The sequence below is a fragment of the Nonomuraea sp. NPDC050153 genome, assembly GCF_044460125.1.
Lineage (GTDB): Bacteria > Actinomycetota > Actinomycetes > Streptosporangiales > Streptosporangiaceae > Nonomuraea.
Genome location: NZ_JBITJQ010000048.1, coordinates 1 through 25,129, shown reverse-complemented (window position 1 = coordinate 25,129; position 25,129 = coordinate 1). Strand labels below are relative to the sequence as shown.

Here is a 25,129-nt window from a genome sequence, read left to right as displayed (position 1 = left end):
TGAGACCTATTCGTGTCTTGACCTCCCCTGTTATCGCGCCTAATTTGTCGGCCACACAACAGGAATGTTTCGAAAACTTTTCGAAGCGTGAGCAAGGGAGGTCATGATGGCCCGGACAACGACCCGCCGCGCGCTGATCATGACGGGCGTGACGGCTCTGGCACTGGCGGCCACCGGATGCGGCTCCGGCGGCCGCACCCCGCAGGGCGGCGGCTCCGGCGGCGGAGCGCTCATCTGGGCGTTGACCGGCGGCACCCAGACCACCATCGAGTCCTCCGTCAAGGCATGGAACAGCGCCAACGCGGACAGCACGCTCAATGTCCAGTTCTTCCAGAACGATCCGTACAAGCAGAAGCTGCGCACCGCCGTGGGCGCCGGCAACGGTCCCGTCCTGTTCGAGAACTGGGGCGGAGGCGGCCTCAAGGACTACGTGGACGCCGGCAAGGTCGCCGACCTCACTCCCGAGCTCGCCAAGGACGCCGCGTGGAAAGACCGGTTCTTCCCCTCGGTGCTGCAGGCCGCCACGGTCGACGGCAAGAACTACGGCCTTCCGCTCAACGGCGTGCAGCCCGTGGTCCTCTACTACAACAAGGACCTCTTCGCGAAGATCGGCGCGCAGCCCCCGAAGACGTGGGACGACCTGATGGCGCTGGTCAAGCGGTTCAAGGACGCCGGAATCGCGCCCATCGCCATGGGTGGCGCCTCCAAGTGGCCCGACCTGATGTGGCTGGAATACCTCACCGACCGCATCGGCGGCCCGGGCGTCTTCGAGGCCATCGCCGCGGGCAAACCCGGCGCCTGGTCCGACCCGGCGGTGCTCAAGGCCGCCACCATGATCCGGCAGCTCGTCGACGCCGGCGGGTTCGCCAAGGGCTTCGAGTCCGTCACGGCCGACACCAACCAGCCCGAAGCCCAGCTCTACACCGGCAAGGCCGCCATGGACCTCATGGGCTCCTGGGCGTATCCGGTCATGCTCACCAACGCCCCCGCCTTCGTCAAGGGCGGCAAGCTCGGCTGGGCGACCTTCCCCGCCGTCGCCGGAGGCCAGGGCGACCCGAGCAACATCGTCGGCAACCCGGCCAACTTCTACTCCCTGTCCGCCCAGGCGAGCGACAAGGACAAGCAGGCCGCCATCGCCTACCTGAAGAAGGGCATGCTCAATGACTCCTACATCGACGCGCTGATCAAGGCCGGCGAGGTCCCGCCGGTCAACGGGCTGGACGGCAAGCTGACCGCCTCGGAGAACGCCGACTGGCTCGGCGCCGTCTACTCCATGACCAAGAACGCCAAGAGCTTCCAGCTCTCCTGGGACCAGGCGCTCAGCCCTGCGCTCGGCGCCGCGCTGCTCACCAACCTCGATCAGCTCTTCCTCGGGCAGATCACCCCCGAGCAGTTCTGCGCCGCCATGGAAAAGGCAGGCAAGTGAGCGTCCGCCGCGCCGGTCCCTCCTTCCTCATGGCCGCTCCCGCGCTGATCCTGTTCGCGCTGTTCGCCCTCGCGCCCATGGCGATCGTGGTCTATCTGAGCCTCACCTCGTGGGACGGGTTGTCCACCCCTGCCTGGATCGGCCTGGACAACTGGCGCGAGGCGGTCACCAGCGACGTCACCCGCCAGGCGGTGTGGCTGACGGTGAAGTTCATGGCCGTCTCCTGGCTCGTGCAGACGCCGGTCAGCCTGCTCCTGGGTGTCTTCGTCGCGGGCAAGCAGCGCTATCGGGCGGTCCTCGCGGTTGTCTACGTCGTGCCACTGCTCGTTTCCTCGGCGGCCGTGGCCATCATCTTCAAGAACCTGCTCGACCCCAACTTCGGCCTGGGCGCGGCCCTGGGGGTCACGCTGCTCAGTCAGAACTGGCTCGGCGACCCCGGCCTGGCCTTCGCCACCGTCGTCTTCGTCATCGCCTGGCAGTTCGTGCCCTTCCACACGCTGCTCTACCAGGCCGGCGTGCGGCAGATCCCGGCATCTTTGTACGAGGCCGCGGCGATCGACGGAGCCGGCCGGCTCGCCCAGTTCTGGTCCATCACCCTGCCGCAGCTGCGCTACACCATCGTCACCTCCTCGACGCTCATGCTGGTCGGCTCGCTCACCTACTTCGACCTGGTCTTCGTCCTGACCGGCGGCGGGCCGGGCTACGCCACGCGCATGCTGCCGCTCGACATGTATCTGACCGGCTTCCAGGCCAACGAGATGGGGCTGGCCAGCGCGGTGTCCGTGGTCCTGGTCGCGGCGGGGCTGCTGCTGTCGCTGGGCATCGTCCGCCTGTCCGGGTTCTCCCGGATGCGCAGCCAGCAGGAGGGCGCATGACCAGGACAGCCCACGGCAAGCGCCGCAACGTGCTCGGCGCCCTCGGCGGGATCGTGTGGCTGGTCGTCGTCATCGTGCCGATCTACTGGGCCGTGCTCGCCAGCCTGCGCGGGCAGGAGGGCTTCTTCACCGCCAACCCGCTGCTCCCGCCGGATGCGCCGACACTGGACAACTACGCGCTGGTACTCGGCAACGACTTCGCGCTCTACTTCCTCAACAGTGTCATCGTCACCGTCACCGCGACCACGCTGACCCTCGCTGTGTCGTTCACGGCCGCCTACGCGATCGTCCGGAGCGAGCGCCGCTCCCTGCGCCTGACCTTCCGGCTCTTCCTGCTCGGCCTGGCCATTCCCCTGCAGGCGACGATCATCCCCGTCTACTACCTGATCGCCCAGGCCCACCTGTACGACACCCTCGCCGCGATCATCCTGCCGTCGGCCGCCTTCGCCGTCCCACTCACCGTGATCATCCTGGTGAACTTCCTGCGCGACATCCCCGCCGAGCTGTTCGACTCCATGCGGGCCGACGGGGCGGGCGACTGGCGGATGTTGTGGAGCCTCGCGCTGCCGCTGGCCCGCCCGGCGCTCACCACCGTCATGATCTACGACGCTCTGAACGTGTGGAACGGCTTCCTCTTCCCGCTGATCCTCACGCAGAGCCCGGACCAGCGCGTCCTGCCGCTGGCCCTGTGGACCTTCCAAGGCCAGTTCACCGTCAACGTGCCGGCGATCCTGGCCGCCATCCTGCTGTCCACGCTGCCCGTCCTCGCCCTCTACATCGTCGGCCGCCGCCAGCTCGTCAGCGGCCTGACCGCCGGTTTCGGCAAATAACCCCCTACGGCAAAGGAGATCACCATGCCTCCCATGTCCCGAGCATTACGGGCCTTCGCGGCCCTGGTCGCCACCGGCGCGCTGGCCCTCGTACCCCTGACCCGCCCCGCGGCCGCCGACCCCGGCGAGCCGTGGCGCGACCCGGGAAAACCGGCCCCGGCCCGCGCCGATGCCCTGCTCGCCGTGCTCACCCAGGACGAGAAGCTGGCCGCCGCCGTCGGCGACCTCGCACCGCTGGCCAGGCACGGCGTCCCGCTGCTGAACTCCAAGGACGGGCCCAGCGGGATCGGCCTCCCCGGCACCACGGCGTTCCCTTCCTCGCAGGCCCTGGCGGCCACGTTCGACACCGGCGACGCCACCGCCGTCGGCGCGGCCATCGCCCGGGAGCTGCGCGGCAAGGGCCGCAACGTCTGGCTCGGCCCTGCCGTTGACATCGCCCGCACCCCGCTCGCCGGCCGCCAGCCCGAGAACCTGGGCGAGGACCCGTACCTCGCCGGCGAGCTGGCCGCGGCCGAGAGCGCCGCCGCCAAGGCCGAGCACGTCATCGTCACCGCCAAGCACTACACCGGCAACAACCAGGAGTACTACCGCACCGGCGTCATCACGCCCGCCGGGCGCACCGGCGGCATCAACACCGTCGTCTCCGAGCGCGCGCTCAAGGAGATCTACGAACGACCGTTCACACCCATCGTCACGCGCGGCGGCGCCGACGCCGTGATGTGCTCCTACAACCAGGTCAACGGCCTGCAGGCGTGCCAGAACAAGAAACTCCTCGACGACCTCAAGAAGCAGTTCGGCGGCATCGTCACCCCCGACTTCGGCCAGGCCGTCCGCGACCAGGCCGCCGCCGCCAACGCCGGCGTCGACCTGCCCCAGTACGACCAGGGCAGCGGCGGGCGTACCAAGGACATCTTCACCTCCGGCGCGGTGCCGCAGGCACGGCTCGACGACATCGTCCGCCGCACCCTGTTCGCCATCTTCAACTCCGGCGTCTACGACAACCCGGTCGGCCCAGGCGCCGACGTGGTGAGCACCCCCGAACACCGCGAACTCGCCACCAAGGTCGCCACCGACAGCACGGTCCTGCTCAAGAACCGCGCCCGCACGCTCCCGCTCGACCACCCCCGCTCGATCGCGGTCATCGGCCCCTCCGGCAGCGACGCTCTCTACACCAACGGCGGATCGGCCGCCGTGCCCACGACCGTCGGCGGCGACGTCACCCCGCTCGCCGGGATCCGCGCCCGCGCCGGCGTCACCGTGACCGCCGCCCAGGGCTCCGCCGGCGACGTCCCAGCCGTCACGCCCATCCCCGGCGATGTCCTGACCACGACCGACAGCTCCGGCGCCCGGGTCGCCGGCGTCACCGCAACTTACTGGAACAACCCTGACTTCACCGGCAACCCGGCGCTGACCAGGACCGATGCGAGCCCCGGTGTCAACGGCACCCCGGCCGGCGTGACCTCGCCGTACTCCGCGCGGTGGACCGGGACACTCACCCCACCCGAGACCGGCCTCTACCGGATCACCATGCTCGGCCGCGGCATCGCCTCCCTCTACCTCGGCGGCAAGCGCATCGCCACCGGCTACCGCGAGGGCGCCTCCTTCCTCGCCGGACCGCAGTACCCCATCCAGGGCACGATCCGTCTCACAGCGGGCAAGCCCATCGACCTCCGGGTCGACTACGCCGCGAACCTCGGCCGTCCCGGGCTGAGCCTGGCCTGGCAGACCCCCTCCCAGACGCAGATCCCCGCCGCCGTGGAGGCCGCCCGCACGGCCGACGTCGCGGTGGTTTTCGCCAACTCCGCGGCCGGCGAGGGCATGGATCACTCCTCGCTGTCGTTGCAGGGCGACCAGAACGAGTTGATCGAGGCGGTGGCCAAGGTCAACCGACGCACCGTGGTGGTGCTCAACACCGGCGGCCCGGTCCTCATGCCGTGGCTGGACAAGGTGGACGCGGTCATCCAGGCGTGGTACCCGGGCCAGCAGTTCGGCACCGCCCTGGCCGCGGTCCTGTTCGGCGACACCGATCCCGGAGGCAGGCTCCCCGTCACCTTCCCCGCCACCGACGGCCAGGGACCCGCCGCGGCGGGCGGAGCGCGAACCTATCCCGGCGTGATCGACTCCACCACCAACGCCCAGAGCTACGCCGAAGGCATCTACGTCGGCTACCGCTGGTACGACAAGACCGGCCAAAAGCCGCTGTTCCCCTTCGGTCACGGCCTGTCCTACAGCACCTTCCGCTACGACAGCGACGTGTCCGGCTCCTTCAGCGACACCACCACCGCCCTTGATGCGATCGCCGGCCAGGCGAAGGTGAACGTGACCAACACCGGCCCCCGCGCGGGCTCGACGACCGTCCAGGTCTACGTCGGCCACCTGCGCACCACGGTGGACACTCCCGCCAGGCAACTCGCCGGTGTGGCCACGCTCCGGCTCAAGCCTGGGGAGAACCGGCAGATCAGCATCCCGATCAGCACGCGATCGTTGTCCTACTTCGACGAGAAACACCACGCCTGGCGAACGCCGTGCGGCAGAGTCCCGATCTACATCGGCTCCTCGTCCGCCGACACCCGACTCGCAGGATGGATCACCTGCAAGACCCGCTGATCCGAGATGGGTGACATGCCGCACTGTGGAGCCGCTTGACAAATCCACAGTGCGGCGATCGGGGCCATGACCAGACCACGACAGACGATCCTGTCCTGCTCACCGCCGATCGAGACCGCCGCCCGCAGGAGGTGACCTCGCAGCTGCTGGTGCCGGTCGAGATCGGCAGAGATGAGTGCGGACCGGCAATCCAGTTCGCATCCGGGCCGACCATGCCGGTCAGCTCGTCGGGGTGTGCGACCTGCACGTCGATGCCGCGGCTTTCATGGTGCAGGCGGCATGGCCCGCAGCTCAGGCCGGAGCCGGTCCGGAGGGGAGGCATCCGGCCCTCGGTCGGCGGACGGCACCCCTGGTTTTCGGGCGCTCTTACATGGAGGTGGCGCCGGAGGCGAGGGCGATGACGCCGACCACGGTCATCAGCAGCGCCGAGCCGGGGTGCATGGCAATGGAGATGCGGATGTCCTGCTTCTTCCAGGCGAGCCAGATGCCCGGGTAGAGGAAGACGAGCTTGGACAGGACCGTCCAGGGGGCCCAGAAGTGGTACACGGAGAAGAAGAAGGTGTTGAAGAGGGGGGCCCACTTGCCGAGCTGGGGGAGGCGGGGCAGCAGGAAGCCACGGAAGTAGTACTCCTCGAGCAGGGGCAGGGTGAAGCCGGTGAAGGGTGCGCAGATGAGCAGCGTGGTGAGGACGAGCTCGGACGGGTAGCCCTGGAGGTAGGCGGTGCCGTCGGGGCCGGCGCCCTGGTAGTTCACCCAGGTGAAGAACCAGTCGTAGACGAGGTTGTCCAGCGGGGTCAGCGAGAGCGAGACCACGGTCATCCAGACGAGGCACGCGGCGCCGAGCCAGAAGACCTTGCGGCGTGAGAGCGGTTTGTCGCGGTAGTGGACGATGCCCTTCATGGTGTAGCGGCCGGTCTGTTTCTTGCCCAGCCACAGCAGGAAGAGCTGGAGTGGGAAGAGCACGACCGCGAGGGCGATGGCCCAGGCCAGGAAGATCGGGAAGTTGATCGCGCGGACCAGGGGGGCGGCGATGAAGGCGTACACGGCGACGATGGCCGCGCCGGGCACCAGGTGCAGGGCGATGGAGAAGGGGACGGAGTGGCGGCCGGCGAGCAGTTTGGCGACGAAGCCTTTCGGCTGGGCGCTTCGGGTGTCGGCGGGGGGCTGCATTGCTGTGTCCATGTCGAGAATCGTGGCCCCGCGTCCCTACACGGACCTGACATCGCTCTGATACGGCTTCGAGTCACCGTGAAAGCCGCAGGTCACGGCAGGTGCGGGCCGGGCGGGAGCCATCGGGTCGCCCCCGCATCGGATATGCCGCAACGCGACCCTTCGAGACCGCCGAGATCAACGACGTCATGCTCGGCAACGCCACCGCCGCGAGTGGATGGCCGCCGCCGATTCCGGCTGCAACGCGGCCGCCAGTCCGGCCAGGCCCGCGCCTATGCCTCGGCCATTGACCGCGTCATCGACCGGCTGGGCCGCGATCGGCCGCTGGCGAAGGTGGCCGACGCCGAGATTGGCACCGCACTCGCTGAGCTGTGGGGAGCGAGTACGCCAGCGACCTGGAACCGCAACCGCGCCGCCGTCACCTCCTGGCTGTCCTGGTTCCAGACCAAGAAGCACTGGGCCGCCCCGTCGGTCCCAGCCGACGCCGAACGCCGTAAGGAGAGCGCCGACGAGACCCGCGCCGTGGCCAAGACCACCATCCACCGACTGCTGTCACGCCGCGACATCCCGCTGCGCGAGAAAACACTGTGGCGGATGCTCTACGAAACGGCGGCCAGAGCAGCCGAAATCCTGGCGCTGAACGTCGAAGACCTCGACCTGGAGCACCCGCCGCGCCCCTGTCCGCTCCAAGGGCGGCGCCGTCGAGTGGGTCTACTGGGACAGCGGCACCGCCCACCTCCTGCCCCGGCTGCCCCGGCTCCCGGACGGCAGCACCCGCACGCACGGTCCGCTGTTCCTGTCCGAACGCCGCCCGGTCCCTGCCCGCCGCCCGGCGGCCGCCGACATCTGCCCGCACACCGGCCGCGCCCGCCTCGGCTACGACCGCGCCCGCGTCCTGCTCGACAAGCACGCCGGCCTCGACCTGCACCAACTGCGCCACTCCGCCGCCACCCACCTCGGCGACGCCGAAGTCCCGCTGCAGCTCATCATGGGCAAGACCCGCCACAAGAACCCCCGCACCGCCATGCGCTACGTCAAGCCCGGACCTGAGGCCATCGCCAAGGTCACCGAGGTCCTGGCACCCCGCCGCCGTACCCAGTGATCAACTGAGTGGCGGCTCGCCGGAGCTATAGGAGTTCCGGGCCAGGACGGGCTGGCCTCCGACCGGTGGTCAGTCAGAGAAACGTCCTACGAACCAGCCGTCGACGCATTCCATCCGCCCACGCCAGAGCGGCACAGGGATCGTGCGATTCCCGTGGATGAAGGACGCATCCTTCAGATGGACGAAGCGGCGTGCCGGCGTCGGTTTGTCGGCCGCCTCCAGCCTGGCCATGGTTTCCCGCCAACTGGCATCAGCCACCGCCGCCCGGCCCGCCAGGACGCCAGCACCTTGGGCGCCACGTCGGTGAACAACCCAGGCGGCAGCTCGATCGCCCGGACTGCCGCCAGCTTGCGCATCTCGGTCATCATCGACTCCAGGCTCACGTTGCCTGGCGCGGACTTGATGAACGCCAGCATGGTTTCGTCGGTGACGAGTAGCAGCGTTTGTCGGTCAGTTCTGACAGCGCTAGATTCCGGTACCCGCCAGTAATGTCGGTGAGAAATGACAGCGCATCACAGATGTGAACCGGCTGAACCGTCGTAGGCTCGGCGGGCGGCGGTGATGGCAGGGGCCGCGAGACGGGCCCAGTCCGTGAGCGCTTCGAGGGGCTCGCGTATGCATTCGATCAATGGAGTAGTGGCGTACTCGACTCGCGGTGGGGAATCCGGGTACACGGTTCGGGTGATGAGCCCGTTGCGTTCGAGATCGCGCAAGCTCACGGTCAGCATGCGACGGCTGATGCCCGTGATCGCGCGCTCCAGCTGGGTGAAGCGGCGTGGACCTTTGCCTAATTCGACCAGTACCTGAGCGCTCCACTTGCCGCCGATCAAGTTCAGGACCTCGGGCAGCGGGCAATCGTCAGGGGCGGGTGCCGTCGTCGCGGGCGTGAGCTGGTTTGTTACTGCGGTGTTCCGTTGCGACAAGAAAGTGCCTTCTTCCGAAGCTCTCTAAGCATGCGTCACGATTGATCCCGTTATCAATCGTAACGGTCCTGCGTGCAGGCAGGATCATCGTGAACAGATGAGGAAACAACACGTGCCCATCGCACGCAGCAATGGTTTCAAGATTTTCTACGAGGTCTCCGGCGATGGCCCTGCGGTGGTGCTTCACCCGGGCATGTTCCAGGACGGAGCACATTGGGCGCACAGCGGCTACACGTCCGCACTCACGTCCACCTACACCGTGATAGCCATCGACCCGCTCGGCCTGGGCGCCAGCGACGCCCCGCACCAGGCCGAGGACTATTCGCTGGAACGGCGGATGGACTCCGTCATGGCGGTGCTGGACGAGGTAGGCGTCGAAAGGGCCGCGTTCTGGGGATACTCGCTCGGAGCCATGACCGGTTACGCGGTCGCCGCGCATGCGCCCGGCCGGCTGACCTGCCTGGTGGCCGGCGGTTTTGATCCTCTCGATGGTTTCCGCTCTGCGGTCGGCCCTACGCTGCGCCTGCTCGACCTGCCCGCCGACACCGACGCGTACCAGCTGATGAAGCAAGGCGCCGCTGCCGATCCCTATCAGGCCGCCCTGATCGAGGCAGGTGATCCTGCCGGTTTCCGCGCCAATTATGAGGCGTTCTCTCGCGAGCCTGGACTCCATCGGGAACTCGCCGACTCCGGCGTGCCGATGCTGCTGTACGCGGGCACGGCCGACCCTTGGCACGAGCCGATGCAGGCCTTCGCTGAGCGCTCAGGCGTCCACTTCTTGTCCATCTCCGACGCAGATCACAAGGGCTGCTGGGACAGATCGACCGACATTCTGCCAACGGCGCTGCCGTTCCTGGCCGCTAAGAAGGTGTCTTTGAACACCTCGGTATCGCTTTAGCGATCTTGGGTAAGTGGGGCGTCAACGAACCCCCTCCCCTCCAGGCGAACGGAGCGGAGATTGTGCAGCGAGCGCGATATACCACGCCTACAATCTCGGCCGTGGGAGCGGATGCGGTTGGGCTGATCGTGGACTGGGAGCCGGTTGTAGCTGCTTGTGCCTCCGCAGGGAGCATGCGGTTCGGCTACCGGAATCTAGGCAGCAACAACCTCGACGTTCAGCCGTGGCGGATACGAAGGCTGATTGACGCGACGTTCGCTGGCACGACCTGCGCCTTCTATTGGGACGAAGGTGGCGTGTTGTGGGTGCGGGCACGAAACCGACGCGTTCTGCAGTACGACGAGCGGGGCGAGATCTGGGCCAAGCCGCGAAAGTCCGGTGGGTCGAGCGATCTCAAGCTCGCAGGTATTCCATGTGTGGACATTCGTCGCATGCCCGGGCCAGGGATGCCGCTCGTTGAAGCGGGGTGGTTCTACCGGCGCTTCCGCGACGGCCTGCCGGATGCGATGCGGCAGCCGATCGACGCGCTCGTGGCGCTGTTGTATCCAGAATCCGTCGGAGCGCCTGCGGGGGGCGATGATTTCAGTGTGGATACTTCGATGCCGTTGACAAGCCCAGTGGTCTACGGGCTTCGCCCGGCCACCGTACGTCAAGCCGTTCGACATGAAGCGGACGTCGACTGGGCCGCCCTTCGCGACAGTGCGGAAAAGACCGCTGACGGTGATGACCTCGATGAGTACGAGACGTTCGAAATCGCGATGATGTGCCAGAAGCGATGGCTGACCGAGGCCAGCGACCGCGGGCGGGGCGTCATCGCGCTGTTAATGCAGTGAGGGACTGCTTAACAGCTCAGGCAACTGGGCCTGACGTCTTCCGAGGTCGTTCAAGGCTGCGTCTTCCTGCCCATAGGCGTTCAAGCATAAGCAGTATCTGGATTGCCAGGTGATGCTTTGACGCAACCTTGTGCCGTCGGAGCTTTGATCAGGCGGCCCTGCGGCGCGGAGGTTGGCTTTCGCGTCCATGCGGGCGGCCTTTTCCTGGTCAGCCGCCTGGTCATGAGCGTGATCGCGGCCACGGTCAGATGAGCCTCGCTGTGCGCTGGCTTGCGTTCGAAGTCGACCACGTTGCGGCGGGCATTCATCAGCCAAGCCAAGGATCTCTCGACGATCCACCGTCGCGCGAACACCTTGAACCCGGTCTGACCAGGCCGTTTCGTCACGATCTTTAAGGTCAGCCGCAGGAAGCGGCGGGCCCACTCCACCAGCGTCCCGGCGTAGGCGCTGTCTCCCCAGATGAGGGTGAGCTGCGGGTGCAGCATCCGAAGCCGGGCCAGCAGTTCCCGGGCGGCGTCGCGGTCGGGCTGTCCAGCCGGCGTGACCATCACCGCCATGAGCAGGCCGAACGTGTCCACGACGAGGTGACGTTTCCTTCCTGCCACCCGTTTCCCGGCGTCAGAGGGCGTTTTGCGGGCTGATGCCCGGTTCGTTATTTGCGTTGCCACAGGTGAGCCGATCACCGCCCCAACGGAGACGCCGTTCGGACCGTCGCAACCCCAAACGCTGGGGCCGTGCTGACGGAGGCGACTGCCTGATGTGCGGACGCCGTGGTGGGTGGCCAGCGCGTCGGCTGCTTCGCTTAGGTGGGGTACCGTCCTCGCAGGACCCCAGTCGATACCGTGATCGCGCAGCCGTGAAGATCCACAGGCACCCTCGCGCACAGCCCGAGGTCTCGTTCGGATGGCTCTCATCCCGGTCACATCGTCATCATGCGCTCTGTGAGGAGATGAGCCTCCTTGGCGCGGCGTTGAGCGTTCAGCAGGTCCAGCGTCCGCTGCCAGGCCTCGTAGGCGTCGGCGGAGCGGCCGAGCGCAAGGTACACCTGACCCAGGCTGTCCAGGGATTCCGCCTCTCCTCTGGTGTTGCCGACTTCGCGGTAGACCGCCAATGCCTGCTGGTAATGCGTCAACGCCTCGGTGTACTTCTCGTTGTCGTGTGCCACGAGACCGAGGCTGTGCAATGTGTCGGCTTCACCGTCCGGGTGCCCGTGCTGTCGGAACAAGCCGAGAGCGCGTTGGCAGCTCAACTCCGCTTCGTCGTAACGGTGCAGCTTGGCGTAGAGCCAGCCGATCGCGTTCAACGCGCGGGCCTCCTCCACCGGGCTGGCGAGGTCCCGGAAGAGGGTCAGTGCCTCGTGCGCGTGGACGAGCGCCTGGCCGGGGTCGCCGTGCCGGTCCCAGCCCACAGCCAAGGCGTATCGGGTGCGCGCTTCCTCGCCGATCTCTTTGCCTCGCTGAGCGCATGACAGGGCCTGATGCAGGTGGTCGAAGGCATCATTGTCCTGGCCTTCCGCGGTGTAGGCCTGACCGAGATAGCGGTGCCCGAGCGCCTGCGCCGCCAGGTCTTGTGACTGGCGTGCCGCGGCAAGGGCTGCATACCAGACCGTCAGCTGATCCCGGCTTCGCCTGCGACGGGCGTGGAAGGTGATCAGGGCCCGGGCCAGCTGCCAGACCTGCGGATACCACCGTCGTCGCATGGCGACCTGCTGCATCTCGATAAGCCGGTCGTGTTCGAGGTCGAACCAGGTCATCGCCTCGGTGGCCTGGCTCAACGGGTGAATGACACATCCTGGCGCGGGTTCCTCCAGGGCGACCGGGGGGCGGCGGGGATCCAGCAGCCGGTCGGCGGCGTAGGCGGTGTGCAGGTAGAAGTCGACGAGGCGGCGCAGAGCCGCGACATGGCTCGTGCGCTGCGATCGTGCCGGCCGTGGGTTCGTCTTCTCCGTGCTGTACAGGTGGACCAGGTCATGCATACGGTACCGGCCTGGCACCGGTTGCTGCAGCAACGACGTGTCCTGCAGTTGCTGGAGCAGTTCCCGGCACCTGGCCACGGGGATCGCGGTCAGGCTGGCTATGGCGGGCAGTCCGAGATCCACGGTGGGGGCCAGGCCGAGCAGGTCGAAGACCGTGCCGGCCGGTGCCGGCAAGGCTCGGTAGGACCAGGAGAACACCGCGCGGAGGTCGGTTCTGCTCTCTCCGGCGTTCAACGCGTTGAGCCGCGCCGAGGCGTCCTGCAACTCCTGGGCCAGGGCGTCGAGTGGATGGTGGGGATGGGCCGCGGCGCGGGCGGCGACGATGGCCAAAGCCAGGGGCAGGCCGCCGCAGTGCCGGATCAGCGCGTCGAGCGCCTCCTGCTGGTCGGCCACGCGTCGCCCGCCCAGACGCCCGATCAGCAGTTCCCGCGCCTCGGCGTCCGAAAGGAGATCCAGCGCCATCAGGTGAGCGCCGTGCGTGGCGCTGAGCCCACGCAGCTGGTGGCGGCTGGTCACCATCACCGTACAACTTGGGCTGCCAGGCAGGAGCGGAACGATTTGGGCGGCGTCGCGAGCGTTGTCCAGCACAACCAGCATCCGCCGGCCGGCGACGAGGCTGCGGTAGAGCGCCGCCTGCGCCTCGACCTCGCGCGGCATGGACGCCAGCGGGACACCCAGGGCCTGAAGGAAAGCGCGTAACGGCGCCTCAGGCCGTACCGGGGCCGGATCCGGGCCGAAACCGCGAAGGTCGGCATACAGTTGCCCGCCGGGAAAACGGTCGAGACGCGTGTGGGCCCATCGCAGGGTCAGCGCCGTCTTTCCGATGCCGCCGGCACCACCGATGGCCGAGATCACCATGGTGGTACCCGGCGAATCCGCGTCCCGTGCGGCGGCGTCCAGACGGGCCAGCTCGTCGGCGCGTCCGGCGAACAGCGCAGGCGGAGCGGGAAGCTGGCGGGGAATCACCTGCGGCGTCGCGGACGCGTCGCCGGCCGCGGCGGCCGGAGGTGTGTCGGCCGTTCGGCGCCGAGCCGCGGCGGCCTGCCTCGCGAGCCGATCTCGGGCCTCGGTCCACGCCTCCACGTCCTGTTCCGGCGCGCAGGCGCGCAGGAACGCGACGAGAGTCTCCGCCCGGGGAAGTGCCTGCCGGCGCAGCGTATCGGCGATGGTGCTGCGGGCCAGCACCTCGCCCCGGCTCGCCGCCCGCTCCTCCAGCTCTCGGTACGTGCACCCGGATCGTTGCTTGAGCCGGCGCAGCAAGGCGACGAAATCGGCCACGTCGCGCGCCCGGCGCGGGTCATCGGTTGCCGCGGTCATTCCCATCATGATCTTGGGTGCGCCCATCGGCGTCAACCACCCGCCCGGCGTCCTGTCCGGGCCGGTAGACCTCTTCCCGGACAAGCCTTCGACCAGCGGCTCGGCTCCCCCGTGTCCGGGACGGAGCGCACTTCTTGTAGCCGCTGCCGAGCACCCCGAAGCTGGCACGTACGTGATTGATCACCATGGGAGCGGCGATGGCACGACAGTGGAAACGAACGGCGGTTCTGGTGGCGGTGGCGCTGAGCGCCTGCGGTCTGCAGCTTCCCGTCCTGGGAGTCGCCGGCGCGGCGCCGGTCACGGCCCAGCCGGTGACGCAACGCGACAATGGGGGCTCGGCCGCGCTGGCGGCGCGTGCCGCGCGGGTGTCCGGCCCGGGGCGGGCGTCTGATTCCGGGCGGGTGCCGCCCGGGGAGCCGCATCTCGCCGACCTGACGCTCGAGCTGAGTGAGGAAGGGCGTGCGGTGACGGTAGGCGTCACCCCCCTGGGCGCGATACCCGACGCGTCGGTCCGGGTGCAGGCCTATCGTGACGGCCGCGCCGACACTTTGGGCACGTTATCCCTCGGGCGGCTCGCCGCCGGGCAGTCCGTTCGGCGGTCAGTGAGGCTGCCGTCCGTACCCGAGGGGGACAGCGCGATCCTGGTCCGGCTCCACGCCGGTTCGCGGCAGGCCGACCCGGGGTTCCTGGCGGTGCGCCGCGGTCCGTACGGCGTCGTGGCGGCGCGGAGCTTCGAGGCGCTGCCCGAGGCCGAACTGCGGCGCGGCCGGGACCTGGGCCGCCTGCCGGAGCAGGAGTTCCGCACGCGGCAGCTCGCCCTGCACGCGGTGCCCGGCGCCGACCCCTCCGCCGTCACGGTGACGCCGTTCACCGGGGAGAGGCTGCGGACCGCGGCGGCGGACGTGACGATCAGCGGCCGGATCACCTATCGGGACCTGTCGAACACCCAGCGCCCTGTCCGCAACGCGCTGCTGAAGGTCATCAGGACCGACGGCACAGTGGAGTACGAGCTCGGCCGGACCTCCGACGCCGGCAATTTCAGCGGCACCATCAGCGGCTTCACCGCGGGCAGTCACCTGCTGAAGATCGTCGCGGACAACGCCGTCGGCCTCGTGCACCCGGGAGATCTCACTCCCTACTACGTGGCCTCGGGACCGTACACGTGGACGCCGGGCAACTCCTACGCGAACGTCAACTACGACATCGCCACGCGCACGACCGACACCGGACGGGCGTTCGCGCTACTGGATGCCCTGCGCACGGTCGGCAACCACTACCAGGGGATCCGGCGATCGGGCTGGAAGACCCGGCTGGCCGTGGCCTACCCGGGAGCCAAGTCGCAGTCGGGCCTCGGGCTGATCGAGATGCGCGGCAGCTCTGTGATCTGCGAGCCGGGTCCGACGTACTGCAACGAGGACGCCTTCGACTGGACCGTGCTCGCGCACGAGGCAGGGCACGTGGTCGCCTCGGAGGGGGGCTTCGCCGCGAGTCCCGGCGGCCCGCACGGCGTATGCGACGGTGCCTGGGACAGCAGCAGGTCGAAACAGGACAGCCTGGGGCTGGCGTTCAGCGAAGGCTGGGCCACCTTCTACGGGCAGCGGGCGCTTCTCGAGGAAGGAGTGCCGGCGGGGATCCCGAACTACGATCCGACGAGATACTTCGACGGCCCGTTCACGCCCCCGAACGCGTCCACGGACCGGTTCTTCTACGACATCGAAACGGCGAGCGCAGCCACCGGTCCAGGCTCCCTCACCTGCGCGCCGGAGGGCGAGGACAGCGAGATGGAGGTCCAGCGGGTGCTGTGGGACCTGTACGACTCCGCCGCCGACGCCGACTCCGGGGAGAAGGCACAGTGGGGCACGACGACCGACGTGATCAGCACGATGGTCAGCGCCCGCCCCTCGTCGCTGTCGGCCGCGTACCAGGCCCTGAGCACGGGCCGGAGCTGGGCCGAGCGCAAGGAGGGCCAGAAGATCCTCGCAGCCCACGTCATAGGTCCCAAGATCACGGTGACCGGCAGCTCGCCGCCCACGATCGACTGGGGGTACGCGGCCGGAGGCCGGCCTGGCGGATCCTCTACGCACCGCAACAACGACTTCGAGGTGCAGTTCGTGGAGTCGGCCACGGGCGCCCTCATCCGAGCCGTCCCGGTGGGCTCCGCGCAGTCCTACACCCCTGCCGCGAACGTCTGGAGCCAGATCACCGAGGGCCGGGGGAACGTGACCGTGCAGGTCGCGGGCCGCCAGACGAGTCCGCCCGCCACCGGCCCCTACCTCAGCCCCACCGCCACCGTCGCGTTGAGCGCGCAACCGCACACCGCGCTCAACTCCTTCTGGCAGCGCAGCGCCGACCGCACCGGCTACGCCGCGATGTGCGGCAACTGGAGCGGCGGCGACGGCACCCAGTCGGTGGTGCTGCCCAGCGGGCGGCGGGCCTGGTTCTTCTCCGACACCTATCTGGGCGACACGGCGCTGCGGCCGACGTTCGACAAGAGCATGCTGCGCAATTCCATCGTCGTGCAGGAGGGGACCGACCTGTCGACCGCCACGCTGCGAACGGTCACCGGCGGCAACACCTGCCGCGAGCGCGACACGTCCATCCCGCTCGCCGACCGGTACGCGTGGTCACCGGTGCGGACCAACAGCACGGGCGCGGACATCGGCGGCGAGTATCACTGGAGCGGCACCGGAAAGGTCGTGGGCGGGAACGTCGTCTACTTCTATCTGAAGGGCTCAGGGCTCGCCTTCAAGAACACCAGCATCGCGGTCATGCCCGTGAGCACCCTGGAAACGTCCAGCACGTTGCACGCGACCCCGACCGATCTGCCCGCGTACCACTACGGCGGCTTCGACACCCCCCTCGTGTGGGGTTCGAGCATCGTGGACGACCCCGACGGATACACCTACGTCTACGGATGGGGAGTGGTGGACAAGTATCACAACAAGCAGCCGTTCCTCGCCCGGGTCCCGCCGGCCGACCTGGCGGACTTCGACGCCTGGCGCTTCTACAAGGGCGGCGGCGCCTGGTCCTCCTCCGGCGGGGGAACCGGACAGCAGGAGGCACGGCCTCTCGGGACCGCGTTCACCGACCCGATGTTCAGCGTCGTCACCCTGAACGGCCATCACTGGCTGGTCACCCTCGACCCGGCGACGCACGAGGTGGTGGCCTACCCGTCGACGACCCGCTACGCATTCACCACGAGGCGGGTGTCCCTCTACACCGTGCCGGAGGCAATCCAGAAGAGCCCGGACTTCAAACTTGTCTACGACCTGCACCTGCAGGACCGGTTGTCGGCCGACGCCAGCGCGGTGGTCATCTCGTACAACGTCAACACCACCGGCGTGACGCTCGGCTGCCGCGGCGTGAACGACTATGAGCCGCAGATCTACCGGGCGCGTTTCGTCACCATTCCCGCGGTCACGTTCGACGAGAGCGCCGCGACGACTCCCGCCGTGACCAGGGCCGCGACGCCGGCCTCCGCCGTCCTCGGCGCCGACGGCAGGGCAGGGCGCGGCATCATCATGCCGCCGCTGTCGGCGGCCAGGGCAGCGGCCACCGTAGAGCCCCGGTTGGCCGAGGACCGGAGCTACTACAACTCCTGGGCCTACCACCGCCAGGTCGACAAGGACAACAAGCACGAGGGCTGCCCCTACATCCCCGCGCCCACCGGATTCACCGGAACGGTGCTCCCCGGCGTGTGGGGCTGGACGGAGCTCAACTGGGACCATGTCGGGCTCGACGTCGGATACAAGATCTACGAGTACAACGTGACGGAGAACCAGCGCAGGCACTGGCCATGGGACTGGAACTTCGGCCCACCCCGCACGATCGCCCCGCTCGACACCTTCCCCGCGGACCGCGGTGACCTGTACGAGTGGTACCTCGTTCCCACCAACATCTGGCAGCAGCCGGAGATGACAGAGTCCGCGAAGCTCCAACGCAGGATGCCGTCGTAGGCGGGCCGGCGCCCCAGCCGTCCTGGGGCGCCGGCAGCCGGGTGAAACCGGTGGACACCGCGCCGAGCACACGGAAACGTACGTCAGGCACCTTGACTGAATTGCGATCACACACCGACGGTGAGCTGGGCGAACGGGCTTTGCGTACGTTTCCGTTCCTCCACACGGCCGATATCGATCCGGCGCACCGCCGAGGTGATCGTCGCCGAGACGGGCGGGGACATAGCCCGCTTTCCCACCCCCGAGCGACTGACCGCCTGGGCCGGGCTGGCCCCGGGCAACCGCGAATCGGCCGGCAAACGCCGGCGCGCCGGTAAACGCAAGGGCAACGAGCACCTCAAGGCCGCGATGGTCGAGGCGGCCTGGAGCACCGGCCGGACCTGGTCCAGGATCGGCGCCCGGCTACGCCGCCTGGTCCGCCGCTTCGGCAGGCAGCACGCCAAGAAAGGCCGCCGTCGCCGTCGCCCACTCCCTGATCCGCATCGCCTGGGCGGTCACGGCCCGAGGCGAGGACTACCGCGAAGACTGTGACGTTCGGCGCTTGATGGATGGCCGGGATCTTCGGCGCTATCTGGCCGGACCGTCCAGTTGGGGTAGATCCCAACACCACACCCGCAGCCGCCGCGAACAGCGTCAAATAGGGTCCGTACCCGAGTTGCTTGACGCCTGCCTGCTGGACTCTGAGAGTTCAGTCTGACGTTCCGGGCTGATCAAGGCGGCCACCATCCGGCCAGATAACTCCGTGGGTTTCTCGGCCATTTATCGCCGGAACTTACAGACGGGTTCCGCCGTGAAGACCTACATTCACGCTGTACCGGCTAGTCCCGGTGCGTCGGCGAAGCTCGGGGCGGTCAGCGTCCCAGCGGCGGCGCGTCCGGCGCCCCGGTCCGCCGGGACGGCGAGGCCCGCAGCGGGTGATAGATGTCAGTGCCCTTGGACGTAGGGAAAGACCTGGCTGAAGTCGCGGGCGGCAAGCCGGTCCCGGCGGATGCCGAAGATCAACCTACCTCCGTCTCCGAAGAGCATCCCGTTGTTCTCGTCGAGCTGGAGCAGGGTGACCCACTGGGAAGCCTCCGCCGCAAAGCCGGGATCCTTCGGGGTCAGCCCAGCCTCGTACGCGGCCGCGACTTCGATCGGTGACTGTAGGGCGTCGGAGTAGCCACCGACCTGGTGATCACGGCCACCCTCCGCGTCAGCGAAATCCGCGAGCATGTCGCCGAACACCTCCCAAGGTTCCTCCCCCACGAGACGGTCCCAGAACTCATCGCCCAGCTTGACCAGTTCGTCATGGCCACGGGTCGGCCAGGTGGCCACGGTCTCGGCGGCGAGCGGGGCCTCGGGGAACACCCGCGCTTCTCCGCTGCCGGGCACTTCGCGCTCGGGTACACGTATGGCGCCGGGAGGCAGCAGGATCACCTGTGCGGCCGCATTGTCCCAGGTGGTGAAGAACAACAGCGTGCCCTCGGCGGGCAGGCCGATGTCCGACTTGTACGCCGCGAGCGCCTCGCAGTCCAGTTCGGCGAGAAACTGCATCGCCGAACCACCATCCGTGCCCGGCCACGGCACCCCCTCAGGCAGCCGGGGCAGGCCGCCCAGCCGGCCGACAACGGTCTCGCCCTCCTCGGCCATCGACAACCGGATGGCCGGACGAGCCAGGGCAATGAACGGCTCGGCGAGTTCCTCAGGTAACAGCTCTCGGAGGTACCCGGCGAAATCAAGCATCCAGTCATGCATGCCGCCCATCCTGCCCGGATCCAATCTCGAACGGAAACCGTGGGCGAGCAGCGACACAGCCTGCCGCCCACAGCGATGGACCCGGCCTCGACCCGAGAGACAACTCAACCCGAACACCGACAGGTACAACTGCAACCGATAGCAGCCCCTTCAGATCGCCGAGAGCAGCGGTTGGGGCGAACCGAACGCGATACCGATCAGGAGTTGCCGAAGACCGGTGGGTTCCCTCGTAGAGACCTTCACTGGTACTGAACCCAGCGGGGTCGACGGAGCAAGATAGTGCGTTGGCTTCCCCAAACGTCTTCGCGGCGGGAACGTTGTCGCGGGCGCCCTGGGCGACGTCGTCAGCCACCTGGTCGACGCGGCGGGCCACCATGGCGGCCACCTTCTTGGAGAGGCCGCGGTTGATGCGGGTTGCCATGGCCGGGAACGATAGCCGCGTGAGGTTCTTGCGTCGCAGGGTGTTTGAGGGGCGGGTGTGAGCAGATTTTGGGCATAGTCCTGCCGGGCTCATCCGCCCGCGCCACGATCTAGGTCTCTGCCTCGCCCTCTGTGTCACCAGAGGGCAACTCGCCCGCAGAAGGGGACGAGTTCTCATCTCTCCTGTTCAGAAAGATGAGGATCGCTGACTGAGCTATGGCTCGGCGTTGCTCTTGCGAGCGGCAGTTCCGCAAGGCGATGCGGAAAGCCCACGCCGCGAGCAGCAAGCGCAGCAGGATTGGCAGAGCTAGGACTATCGCAGCAAGGGTGAAACCAAGATTCAGGGCCCTCTGCCCTGCACGCGTTCGCGACTCATGTTGGCAGCGTACGTCCGGAGTACCAGCCGGGGGAGAGGTCGCGCGACGTTAACGCCCGGATCCGGGATGGTTCGCGGCGTGAACGACTCCCCGGCGCGGTGCGCGCCGGGGCGCTGCCTGGCGGATCGACGGCCGGGCGTGCGGCTCTTCGGCCGGTCCCGGCCGCCGCCCGCCAGGCAGCGGCCAACGACCTCTTTCCGTGCGCAGATTCCAGGCCCGGAGCGCACTGCGACTTCTGTACGGCGAGGCCAGTCACCTCATGAGATCGCTCGGTAGCGTGAGACCCGTGGACCTCCTTGGCAGGGACCCGGACTCCTACGTGGCGCGCGTCATCGCCTCGGAAACCTGGCATCCTGACGGCACGCACACGGTTGTGGAGGCGCCCGCCGTCTGGACGCTGGCTCATAAGGGGTACTCCGGAGGCGGACGGCTCGACATCTGGCTCTACGCCTCGCAGAAGGCAGCGTTGAAGGCCGGCGCCGAGCTGGCACTGGAGTGCGGGCTGGATGAGGACGAGGTGGCGGTCAAGGCCTTTCGGGCACGCCGCTATCAGAAAGCGCGGTATGAGGAACTCCATCCCGAACACCTGCTCCGGGTCCAGGCGGCATGCTTCCAGACCGGCGACGACGGAATGATCGTCTACAAGACATAGGCGTCGGGCCCGCGCCTTGAGCACCGTCCCGAAAACGGGCCGGTGCCGTGTCAATAAGCGATACCGCAGCTCAACGGCATGGCGTTGGCGCCGAACTCGCTGCCGGCGAGGCCTCCGCGGCCGCCACGGTGTTGCCTGCCACCGCAGGTCACAGTCTCGGCGACGGCCGATGGCCAGGCCGTTTCGCTATTGACACTGCGCACACACCGGGCTCGGCCTACCGTCACGCCCGTGACGACCTCCGCTGCTGCTGCCCCGGCCCGTAGCCCGGCCGACATCGCGGCCGACGCCTGCTGGCGCCTCGCTACGCACCTGGACCTGCTGGCGCACCAGCTCGGCGAAGCCGCGCTCGAGCCCAACGAACGTGAGCACCTGGCCGACGCGCTGGCGGCGGTGAGGCAGTCGGTCGACGTGGTGACCATGGCCGCGGTCGAAAGGCAGGGCACATGAGCAAGCTCACCCGCGTTCTTGTGCGACTGAAGCTCATCGATCCAAGTCCGATCGACGTCCAGTGGTTCATCAGGCGGATGGCGCTGCGGGCCGCGGTGTGCGGAACGCTGGAACACCACCACGACCCCAAGGCAGGCCAGGCCAGGCCAGGCGCCAATACGACAAGGCCGTCGAGGCGGCATTCCGGCACACCAAGCTGGCCTCGGACCGAGCCCTGCAGCGCGACCTGGTCGAGTCGGTCGCGGGGATGCGCGAGGCACTGGAGATGATCCGCGAGTTCACCAAAGGTGGTGAGCTGCCGCCGCCTACCGATGACGACCCGTTCGCCGGCGTGCGCCACGCAGAGGATGGCTCCGCCCCCTACCCCAGTGGCGGCTCGCCGCAGCTATAGGAGCTCTGGGCCGAGTCGGCGGCTCCGGCCGGTCCCACCACACAGTCATGGTTACACCGTACTGTTGCAATGCACCGTAATGGTGAAATACAGTGTATCGACATGAGACATCGTATCGCCGTGGTCGGGAGCGGCCCTGGCGGCCTTACCTTCGCCCGTGTCCTGCACCGCCATGGCTACCCCGTCGCTGTCCTCGAACGCGATCCCGCCCCCGACGCCCGCCCGCCGGGCGGGACGCTGGACCTGCACGAAGGGTTGGGCCAGCTCGCGCTGGACAAGGCGGGGCTGCTGGCGGAGTTCCAGGCGCTGTCCCGTCCCGAGGGGCAGGCCATGCGCATCCTGGACGCGGACGGGACCGTCCTGCGCGACTGGCGACCCCGTCCAGATGACCGGGCCAATCCCGAGATCGATCGGAGGCAACTTCGTGACCTGCTGCTCGGCCCCCTGGACGTTCAGTGGGGGCGGGGCGTGAAGGAGGTAGTGCCGGAGGCCCGGGATGGCGTGCTGGTCCATTTCGCGGACGGGCGACAGGAGACGTTCGACCTTGTAGTCGGCGCGGACGGCGCCTGGTCCCGGGTCCGCCCGGCAGTCTCGTCGGTGACGCCGCACTACACCGGCGTCACCTCGGTCGAGACCTCCCTGGACGACGTCGACACCCGCCATCCCGACCTCGCCCGGCTGATCGGCGACGGTTCCGTGGCTGTGTACGGCGCGAACCGCGCTCTGGTCGCCCAGCGCAACAGCGGCGGCCACGTCAAGGTGTACGCCCGCTTCCGCGCGCCGCTGGACTGGCACACGAACCTGGACCTGGCCGACGCCGAGGCCGTGCGATCGAGCCTGCCGGCTCTGTTCGACGGCTGGGCCGCTCCCGTCCTCGACCTCTTCCGCCGCGGCACCGCTTTCGTCCACCGCCCCCTCTACGTCCTGCCCGTTTCCCACACCTGGACCCACGTCCCCAGGGTGACGCTACTGGGCGACGCCGCCCACCTGATGCCCCCATTGGGGGCGGGCGCGAACCTCGCGATGCTGGAAGGCGCCGAACTCGCCGAGTCCATCGCCGCCGCCCCCGGCTCTGACGATCTGGACGATGCCGTCCGCGTCTTCGAGGAACAGATGTGGGCACGGGCCGGCAAGTGGGCGCAGATCACGACGGCCGGTCTGGAACGCCTCGTGAGCCCGGACCCCACAGAAGCCCTCGCCCTCTTCGACCAAGTCCAGCCATCCTGACTGCCAAACGCGAGATCACCAGCAGCTCGCCACGGCTTCGCGGGGGAGCACGGCACCACCGCGGTTCCTTCCGGCAGATAACGCCCGCTGTACGAACTCCGCCACGGGGCGGTGAGACCGGCAACCGAACGGCCGGCGGCCCTGGCGAGCCAGGGTGGGCGGCCACGACTCGGTGGCCACGGTCACCGCCGGCAGCCTGGGCACGCCGGCCAGGATCTCGCCGCCGCCAGCGCGCGGACGTACCAGGGCTGCGCGCGGAAGATGTCTCATTGAGGGTCATCACTTCGGCGGTGTGCAGGAGCGCGTCGAGGTATTCGTTCTCCGCGAGGACGCGTTGGGCGGCCTGGCGGAGGCCGGCGTGGGCGGACAGGTCCACGGGGATGAACGAGGCGCTCCCGCCCGCATATCCGAACGAGGCGAGCGCCTGCTGCCCTTTACGGGGATCGCGGCCGAGCAGGACGACCCGGTGACCTCGGGCCACGAGGTCTCGCGCCATCTGCAGGCCGATACCGCCGTTGCCGCCGCTGATGAGAATGGATGCCACGGCCTTCAGGCCGCCGTGCGTGCGGGTGCCGGAGAGATCACCGGCCGTAGGACGTAGTCGTAGGTGAGGGTGCGGTACGGGCCGCTGAGGCCGCGGGCCTGGTAGTCGGCCGGGGCATCGTGCAGCTCGGTGGTCTTGACCGCGGCTGCGGGGACCGGGCCTTCGATGGTGCCACTGACCAGCGGGTCGCCGTCGAAGTAGATCTGGGTGGTCAGTGGCAGGAAACCGTCGGCCGAGACGATGGCGTGAATGTGCAGGGGGCGCATGCCGGGCAGCTCCAGCGCCTGGGTCAGCGCGGTCAGCGGGCTGTGGTCCTGCTTGAAGCCGAGCGTCTCCAGGCCGGGCATCACGGTCCGGAACTCGTAGTGTCCCTCATGGTCGGCGATGACCCGCCCGCGCAGGTTGAACGTCGGGATGCCGGTGGAGTCGTTGGGGATGTCGAGCGGCCCGAAGTCTCCGGTCATCATGCCGGAATAGATGCAGTTCGCGTCGATCTGCCACACGTCGAGGACGGCGCCGGGCAGCACCTCACCCGAGGTGGATCGCACCGTTCCCGAGACGATCAGCGGCTCACCCGGCTCATCCGGGCGCATGGGCAGCACAGCGGGGCTTTCCAGCAGCGGGGCGCCGGCGATGTACGCCGGTCCCTCCATCTCCCAATGGCTCGCGCCGTCTTTTTCCGGATGGGCGTAGGCGGCGCCCTCGGTGGCCTTCAGCACCGTCTTGAAGAACAAGATGCCCGCCGGCCTCAGCTCATCGGCATCGACGATCTGCTCGAACCACCCGATCACCGTGAACAGCTCCTCGATGGTGACCTGATGTTTGAGGATGACGTCGTCAACGGCGTGACGGAGATCGCCGAACACCACCTGAAGCCTGGTCTGTGACCTGCTCATCGCACTTCCTTCCGTGAACCTGTACGTCCTGCTCGGGCACGGGCCGTCGTGGGCATGGAGGCGTCTACGCGGGGAACGCGTACGGGCCGAACCGGCCCCAGAGAACCACGTTGACCCGGATCATCTGCGCCTCCTTGCGGCGGCGTGGCTGATCACCGCGCCGGTCATCAGCAGCACCGGCACCGGCGCGATCCCGGCCGGCGCCGGCCGGATCAATTCGATGGTGGTCTCCTTCGGCTGGAGGAGTTTCATGCCTCCTGCCAGGAGGAACACCGCGGCGAGCGCGCCCGCGATAGCCCACAACGCCACGTTCACAGCCTGCTCCCGGCCCAGAGTTAACTCCAACCTTGGAGTGAAGCTAGCACAAACATTACTCCAAGCTAAAAGTGATCTGAAGTTGTGAGAACTCCAAGCTTGGAGCTAGGCTGGTGGGCATGTTGCGTCCTGGAAGCTGGTCCAGGCCTGCGGGTGAAAGTCCCGTCCGGGTAAGCATCGGAGCGCCCGGTAGCAGGCCCCGGCCCGTCAT

The 25,129-nt window shown here is 68.3% G+C and carries 21 protein-coding genes and 1 pseudogene; 13 read left to right on the top strand and 9 right to left on the bottom strand.

The window, feature by feature from the left end; translation table 11 throughout:
• Positions 1-103: 103 nt before the first annotated feature.
• The 4 genes from ACIBQ1_RS56530 to ACIBQ1_RS56515 are packed head-to-tail and all read left to right on the top strand — an operon-like array spanning position 104 to position 5,738.
• On the top strand, positions 104-1,426 hold the full coding sequence (locus ACIBQ1_RS56530) for an extracellular solute-binding protein (RefSeq protein ID WP_397291356.1): 1,323 nt from the start codon (positions 104-106) through the stop codon (positions 1,424-1,426).
• A gap of 29 nt (positions 1,427-1,455) precedes the next feature.
• The gene (locus tag ACIBQ1_RS56525; protein WP_397291445.1) at positions 1,456-2,301 is read left to right on the top strand and encodes a carbohydrate ABC transporter permease; all 846 of its coding nucleotides are present in this window, start codon (positions 1,456-1,458) and stop codon (positions 2,299-2,301) included.
• Positions 2,298-3,131 (top strand): carbohydrate ABC transporter permease, encoded by an 834-nt coding sequence (locus ACIBQ1_RS56520; protein WP_397291354.1) that lies wholly within the window; start codon positions 2,298-2,300, stop codon positions 3,129-3,131. The genes ACIBQ1_RS56525 and ACIBQ1_RS56520 overlap by 4 nt, the downstream gene beginning before the upstream one ends.
• A gap of 33 nt (positions 3,132-3,164) precedes the next feature.
• A complete protein-coding gene (locus ACIBQ1_RS56515) occupies positions 3,165-5,738 on the top strand; it encodes a glycoside hydrolase family 3 protein (RefSeq protein WP_397291352.1) in 2,574 nt (857 codons plus the stop codon).
• A gap of 366 nt (positions 5,739-6,104) precedes the next feature.
• Here the strand turns inward: ACIBQ1_RS56515 and ACIBQ1_RS56510 are convergent, their stop codons facing one another.
• A complete protein-coding gene (locus tag ACIBQ1_RS56510; protein ID WP_397291350.1) occupies positions 6,105-6,920 on the bottom strand; it encodes a type II CAAX prenyl endopeptidase Rce1 family protein in 816 nt (271 codons plus the stop codon).
• 727 nt (positions 6,921-7,647) lie between these two features.
• Between ACIBQ1_RS56510 and ACIBQ1_RS56505 the strand changes: the two are divergent.
• Positions 7,648-7,887 (top strand): annotated as a pseudogene (locus ACIBQ1_RS56505) (site-specific integrase); the annotation flags it as partial.
• 296 nt (positions 7,888-8,183) lie between these two features.
• On the opposite strand, the gene ACIBQ1_RS56500 reads toward ACIBQ1_RS56505, so the two are convergent.
• A complete protein-coding gene (locus tag ACIBQ1_RS56500) occupies positions 8,184-8,426 on the bottom strand; it encodes a hypothetical protein (RefSeq protein ID WP_397291348.1) in 243 nt (80 codons plus the stop codon).
• 96 nt (positions 8,427-8,522) lie between these two features.
• On the bottom strand, positions 8,523-8,933 hold the full coding sequence (locus tag ACIBQ1_RS56495; protein ID WP_397291346.1) for a winged helix-turn-helix transcriptional regulator: 411 nt from the start codon (positions 8,931-8,933) through the stop codon (positions 8,523-8,525).
• A 112-nt stretch (positions 8,934-9,045) separates the two neighbouring features.
• On the opposite strand from ACIBQ1_RS56495, the gene ACIBQ1_RS56490 reads away from it, so the two are divergent.
• Together ACIBQ1_RS56490 and ACIBQ1_RS56485 are read left to right on the top strand one after the other, a co-directional pair.
• On the top strand, positions 9,046-9,831 hold the full coding sequence (locus ACIBQ1_RS56490) for an alpha/beta fold hydrolase (RefSeq protein WP_397291344.1): 786 nt from the start codon (positions 9,046-9,048) through the stop codon (positions 9,829-9,831).
• A gap of 173 nt (positions 9,832-10,004) precedes the next feature.
• Positions 10,005-10,664 carry a hypothetical protein gene (locus ACIBQ1_RS56485; RefSeq protein ID WP_397291342.1) on the top strand — a complete coding sequence of 220 codons (660 nt, stop codon included), beginning with the start codon at positions 10,005-10,007 and terminating at the stop codon, positions 10,662-10,664.
• An 80-nt stretch (positions 10,665-10,744) separates the two neighbouring features.
• Here ACIBQ1_RS56485 and ACIBQ1_RS56480 read toward each other — a convergent pair whose 3' ends face one another.
• Together ACIBQ1_RS56480 and ACIBQ1_RS56475 are read right to left on the bottom strand one after the other, a co-directional pair.
• Entirely contained in the window at positions 10,745-11,578 is an 834-nt protein-coding gene (locus tag ACIBQ1_RS56480; protein WP_397291340.1) for a transposase, read from the bottom strand.
• Positions 11,579-11,583: 5 nt separating this feature from the next.
• Complete coding sequence (locus tag ACIBQ1_RS56475; RefSeq protein WP_397291338.1) at positions 11,584-13,983, bottom strand: tetratricopeptide repeat protein; 2,400 nt, start codon at positions 13,981-13,983, stop codon at positions 11,584-11,586.
• 170 nt (positions 13,984-14,153) lie between these two features.
• Here ACIBQ1_RS56475 and ACIBQ1_RS56470 point away from each other — a divergent pair, with 170 nt between their 5' ends.
• Together ACIBQ1_RS56470 and ACIBQ1_RS56465 are read left to right on the top strand one after the other, a co-directional pair.
• Complete coding sequence (locus ACIBQ1_RS56470; RefSeq protein WP_397291336.1) at positions 14,154-17,912, top strand: hypothetical protein; 3,759 nt, start codon at positions 14,154-14,156, stop codon at positions 17,910-17,912.
• A 195-nt stretch (positions 17,913-18,107) separates the two neighbouring features.
• The gene (locus tag ACIBQ1_RS56465) at positions 18,108-18,443 is read left to right on the top strand and encodes a transposase (RefSeq protein WP_397291334.1); all 336 of its coding nucleotides are present in this window, start codon (positions 18,108-18,110) and stop codon (positions 18,441-18,443) included.
• A gap of 393 nt (positions 18,444-18,836) precedes the next feature.
• On the opposite strand, the gene ACIBQ1_RS56460 is transcribed toward ACIBQ1_RS56465, so the two are convergent.
• The gene (locus ACIBQ1_RS56460) at positions 18,837-19,646 is read right to left on the bottom strand and encodes a YwqG family protein (RefSeq protein ID WP_397291332.1); all 810 of its coding nucleotides are present in this window, start codon (positions 19,644-19,646) and stop codon (positions 18,837-18,839) included.
• Between the two features lie 1,083 nt (positions 19,647-20,729).
• Here ACIBQ1_RS56460 and ACIBQ1_RS56455 point away from each other — a divergent pair.
• From ACIBQ1_RS56455 to ACIBQ1_RS56440, 4 genes are all read left to right on the top strand, one after another.
• Positions 20,730-21,095, top strand: a complete 366-nt coding sequence (locus tag ACIBQ1_RS56455; protein ID WP_397291330.1) for a hypothetical protein — start codon at positions 20,730-20,732, stop codon at positions 21,093-21,095.
• Positions 21,096-21,326: 231 nt separating this feature from the next.
• The gene (locus ACIBQ1_RS56450; RefSeq protein WP_397291328.1) at positions 21,327-21,545 is read left to right on the top strand and encodes a hypothetical protein; all 219 of its coding nucleotides are present in this window, start codon (positions 21,327-21,329) and stop codon (positions 21,543-21,545) included.
• Between the two features lie 97 nt (positions 21,546-21,642).
• Positions 21,643-21,936, top strand: coding sequence for a hypothetical protein (locus ACIBQ1_RS56445; protein ID WP_397291326.1), 294 nt, complete (start codon positions 21,643-21,645; stop codon positions 21,934-21,936).
• 102 nt (positions 21,937-22,038) lie between these two features.
• Positions 22,039-23,163 carry an FAD-dependent oxidoreductase gene (locus ACIBQ1_RS56440; protein ID WP_397291324.1) on the top strand — a complete coding sequence of 375 codons (1,125 nt, stop codon included), beginning with the start codon at positions 22,039-22,041 and terminating at the stop codon, positions 23,161-23,163.
• Here ACIBQ1_RS56440 and ACIBQ1_RS56435 read toward each other — a convergent pair.
• From ACIBQ1_RS56435 to ACIBQ1_RS56425, 3 genes are all read right to left on the bottom strand, one after another.
• Positions 23,081-23,659 (bottom strand): SDR family NAD(P)-dependent oxidoreductase, encoded by a 579-nt coding sequence (locus ACIBQ1_RS56435; RefSeq protein ID WP_397291443.1) that lies wholly within the window; start codon positions 23,657-23,659, stop codon positions 23,081-23,083. The two genes, ACIBQ1_RS56440 and ACIBQ1_RS56435, sit on opposite strands and share 83 nt — an antisense overlap.
• A 53-nt stretch (positions 23,660-23,712) precedes the next feature.
• On the bottom strand, positions 23,713-24,603 hold the full coding sequence (locus ACIBQ1_RS56430) for a hypothetical protein (RefSeq protein ID WP_397291322.1): 891 nt from the start codon (positions 24,601-24,603) through the stop codon (positions 23,713-23,715).
• 120 nt (positions 24,604-24,723) lie between these two features.
• Complete coding sequence (locus tag ACIBQ1_RS56425) at positions 24,724-24,918, bottom strand: hypothetical protein (protein ID WP_397291320.1); 195 nt, start codon at positions 24,916-24,918, stop codon at positions 24,724-24,726.
• Positions 24,919-25,129: the final 211 nt, after the last annotated feature.

Coding starts and splice junctions, on each gene's coding strand:
- ACIBQ1_RS56515 (WP_397291352.1), top strand. CDS start 3,165: ATGTCCCGAGCATTACGGGCCTTCGCGGCCCTGGTCGCCACCGGCGCG.
- ACIBQ1_RS56510 (WP_397291350.1), bottom strand. CDS start 6,920: ATGGACACAGCAATGCAGCCCCCCGCCGACACCCGAAGCGCCCAGCCG.
- ACIBQ1_RS56470 (WP_397291336.1), top strand. CDS start 14,154: ATGGCACGACAGTGGAAACGAACGGCGGTTCTGGTGGCGGTGGCGCTG.
- ACIBQ1_RS56435 (WP_397291443.1), bottom strand. CDS start 23,659: ATGGCGCGAGACCTCGTGGCCCGAGGTCACCGGGTCGTCCTGCTCGGC.
- ACIBQ1_RS56480 (WP_397291340.1), bottom strand. CDS start 11,578: ATGAGAGCCATCCGAACGAGACCTCGGGCTGTGCGCGAGGGTGCCTGT.
- ACIBQ1_RS56520 (WP_397291354.1), top strand. CDS start 2,298: ATGACCAGGACAGCCCACGGCAAGCGCCGCAACGTGCTCGGCGCCCTC.
- ACIBQ1_RS56440 (WP_397291324.1), top strand. CDS start 22,039: ATGAGACATCGTATCGCCGTGGTCGGGAGCGGCCCTGGCGGCCTTACC.
- ACIBQ1_RS56530 (WP_397291356.1), top strand. CDS start 104: ATGATGGCCCGGACAACGACCCGCCGCGCGCTGATCATGACGGGCGTG.
- ACIBQ1_RS56460 (WP_397291332.1), bottom strand. CDS start 19,646: ATGCATGACTGGATGCTTGATTTCGCCGGGTACCTCCGAGAGCTGTTA.
- ACIBQ1_RS56485 (WP_397291342.1), top strand. CDS start 10,005: ATGCGGTTCGGCTACCGGAATCTAGGCAGCAACAACCTCGACGTTCAG.
- ACIBQ1_RS56430 (WP_397291322.1), bottom strand. CDS start 24,603: ATGAGCAGGTCACAGACCAGGCTTCAGGTGGTGTTCGGCGATCTCCGT.
- ACIBQ1_RS56525 (WP_397291445.1), top strand. CDS start 1,456: ATGGCCGCTCCCGCGCTGATCCTGTTCGCGCTGTTCGCCCTCGCGCCC.
- ACIBQ1_RS56500 (WP_397291348.1), bottom strand. CDS start 8,426: ATGCTGGCGTTCATCAAGTCCGCGCCAGGCAACGTGAGCCTGGAGTCG.
- ACIBQ1_RS56475 (WP_397291338.1), bottom strand. CDS start 13,983: ATGGGCGCACCCAAGATCATGATGGGAATGACCGCGGCAACCGATGAC.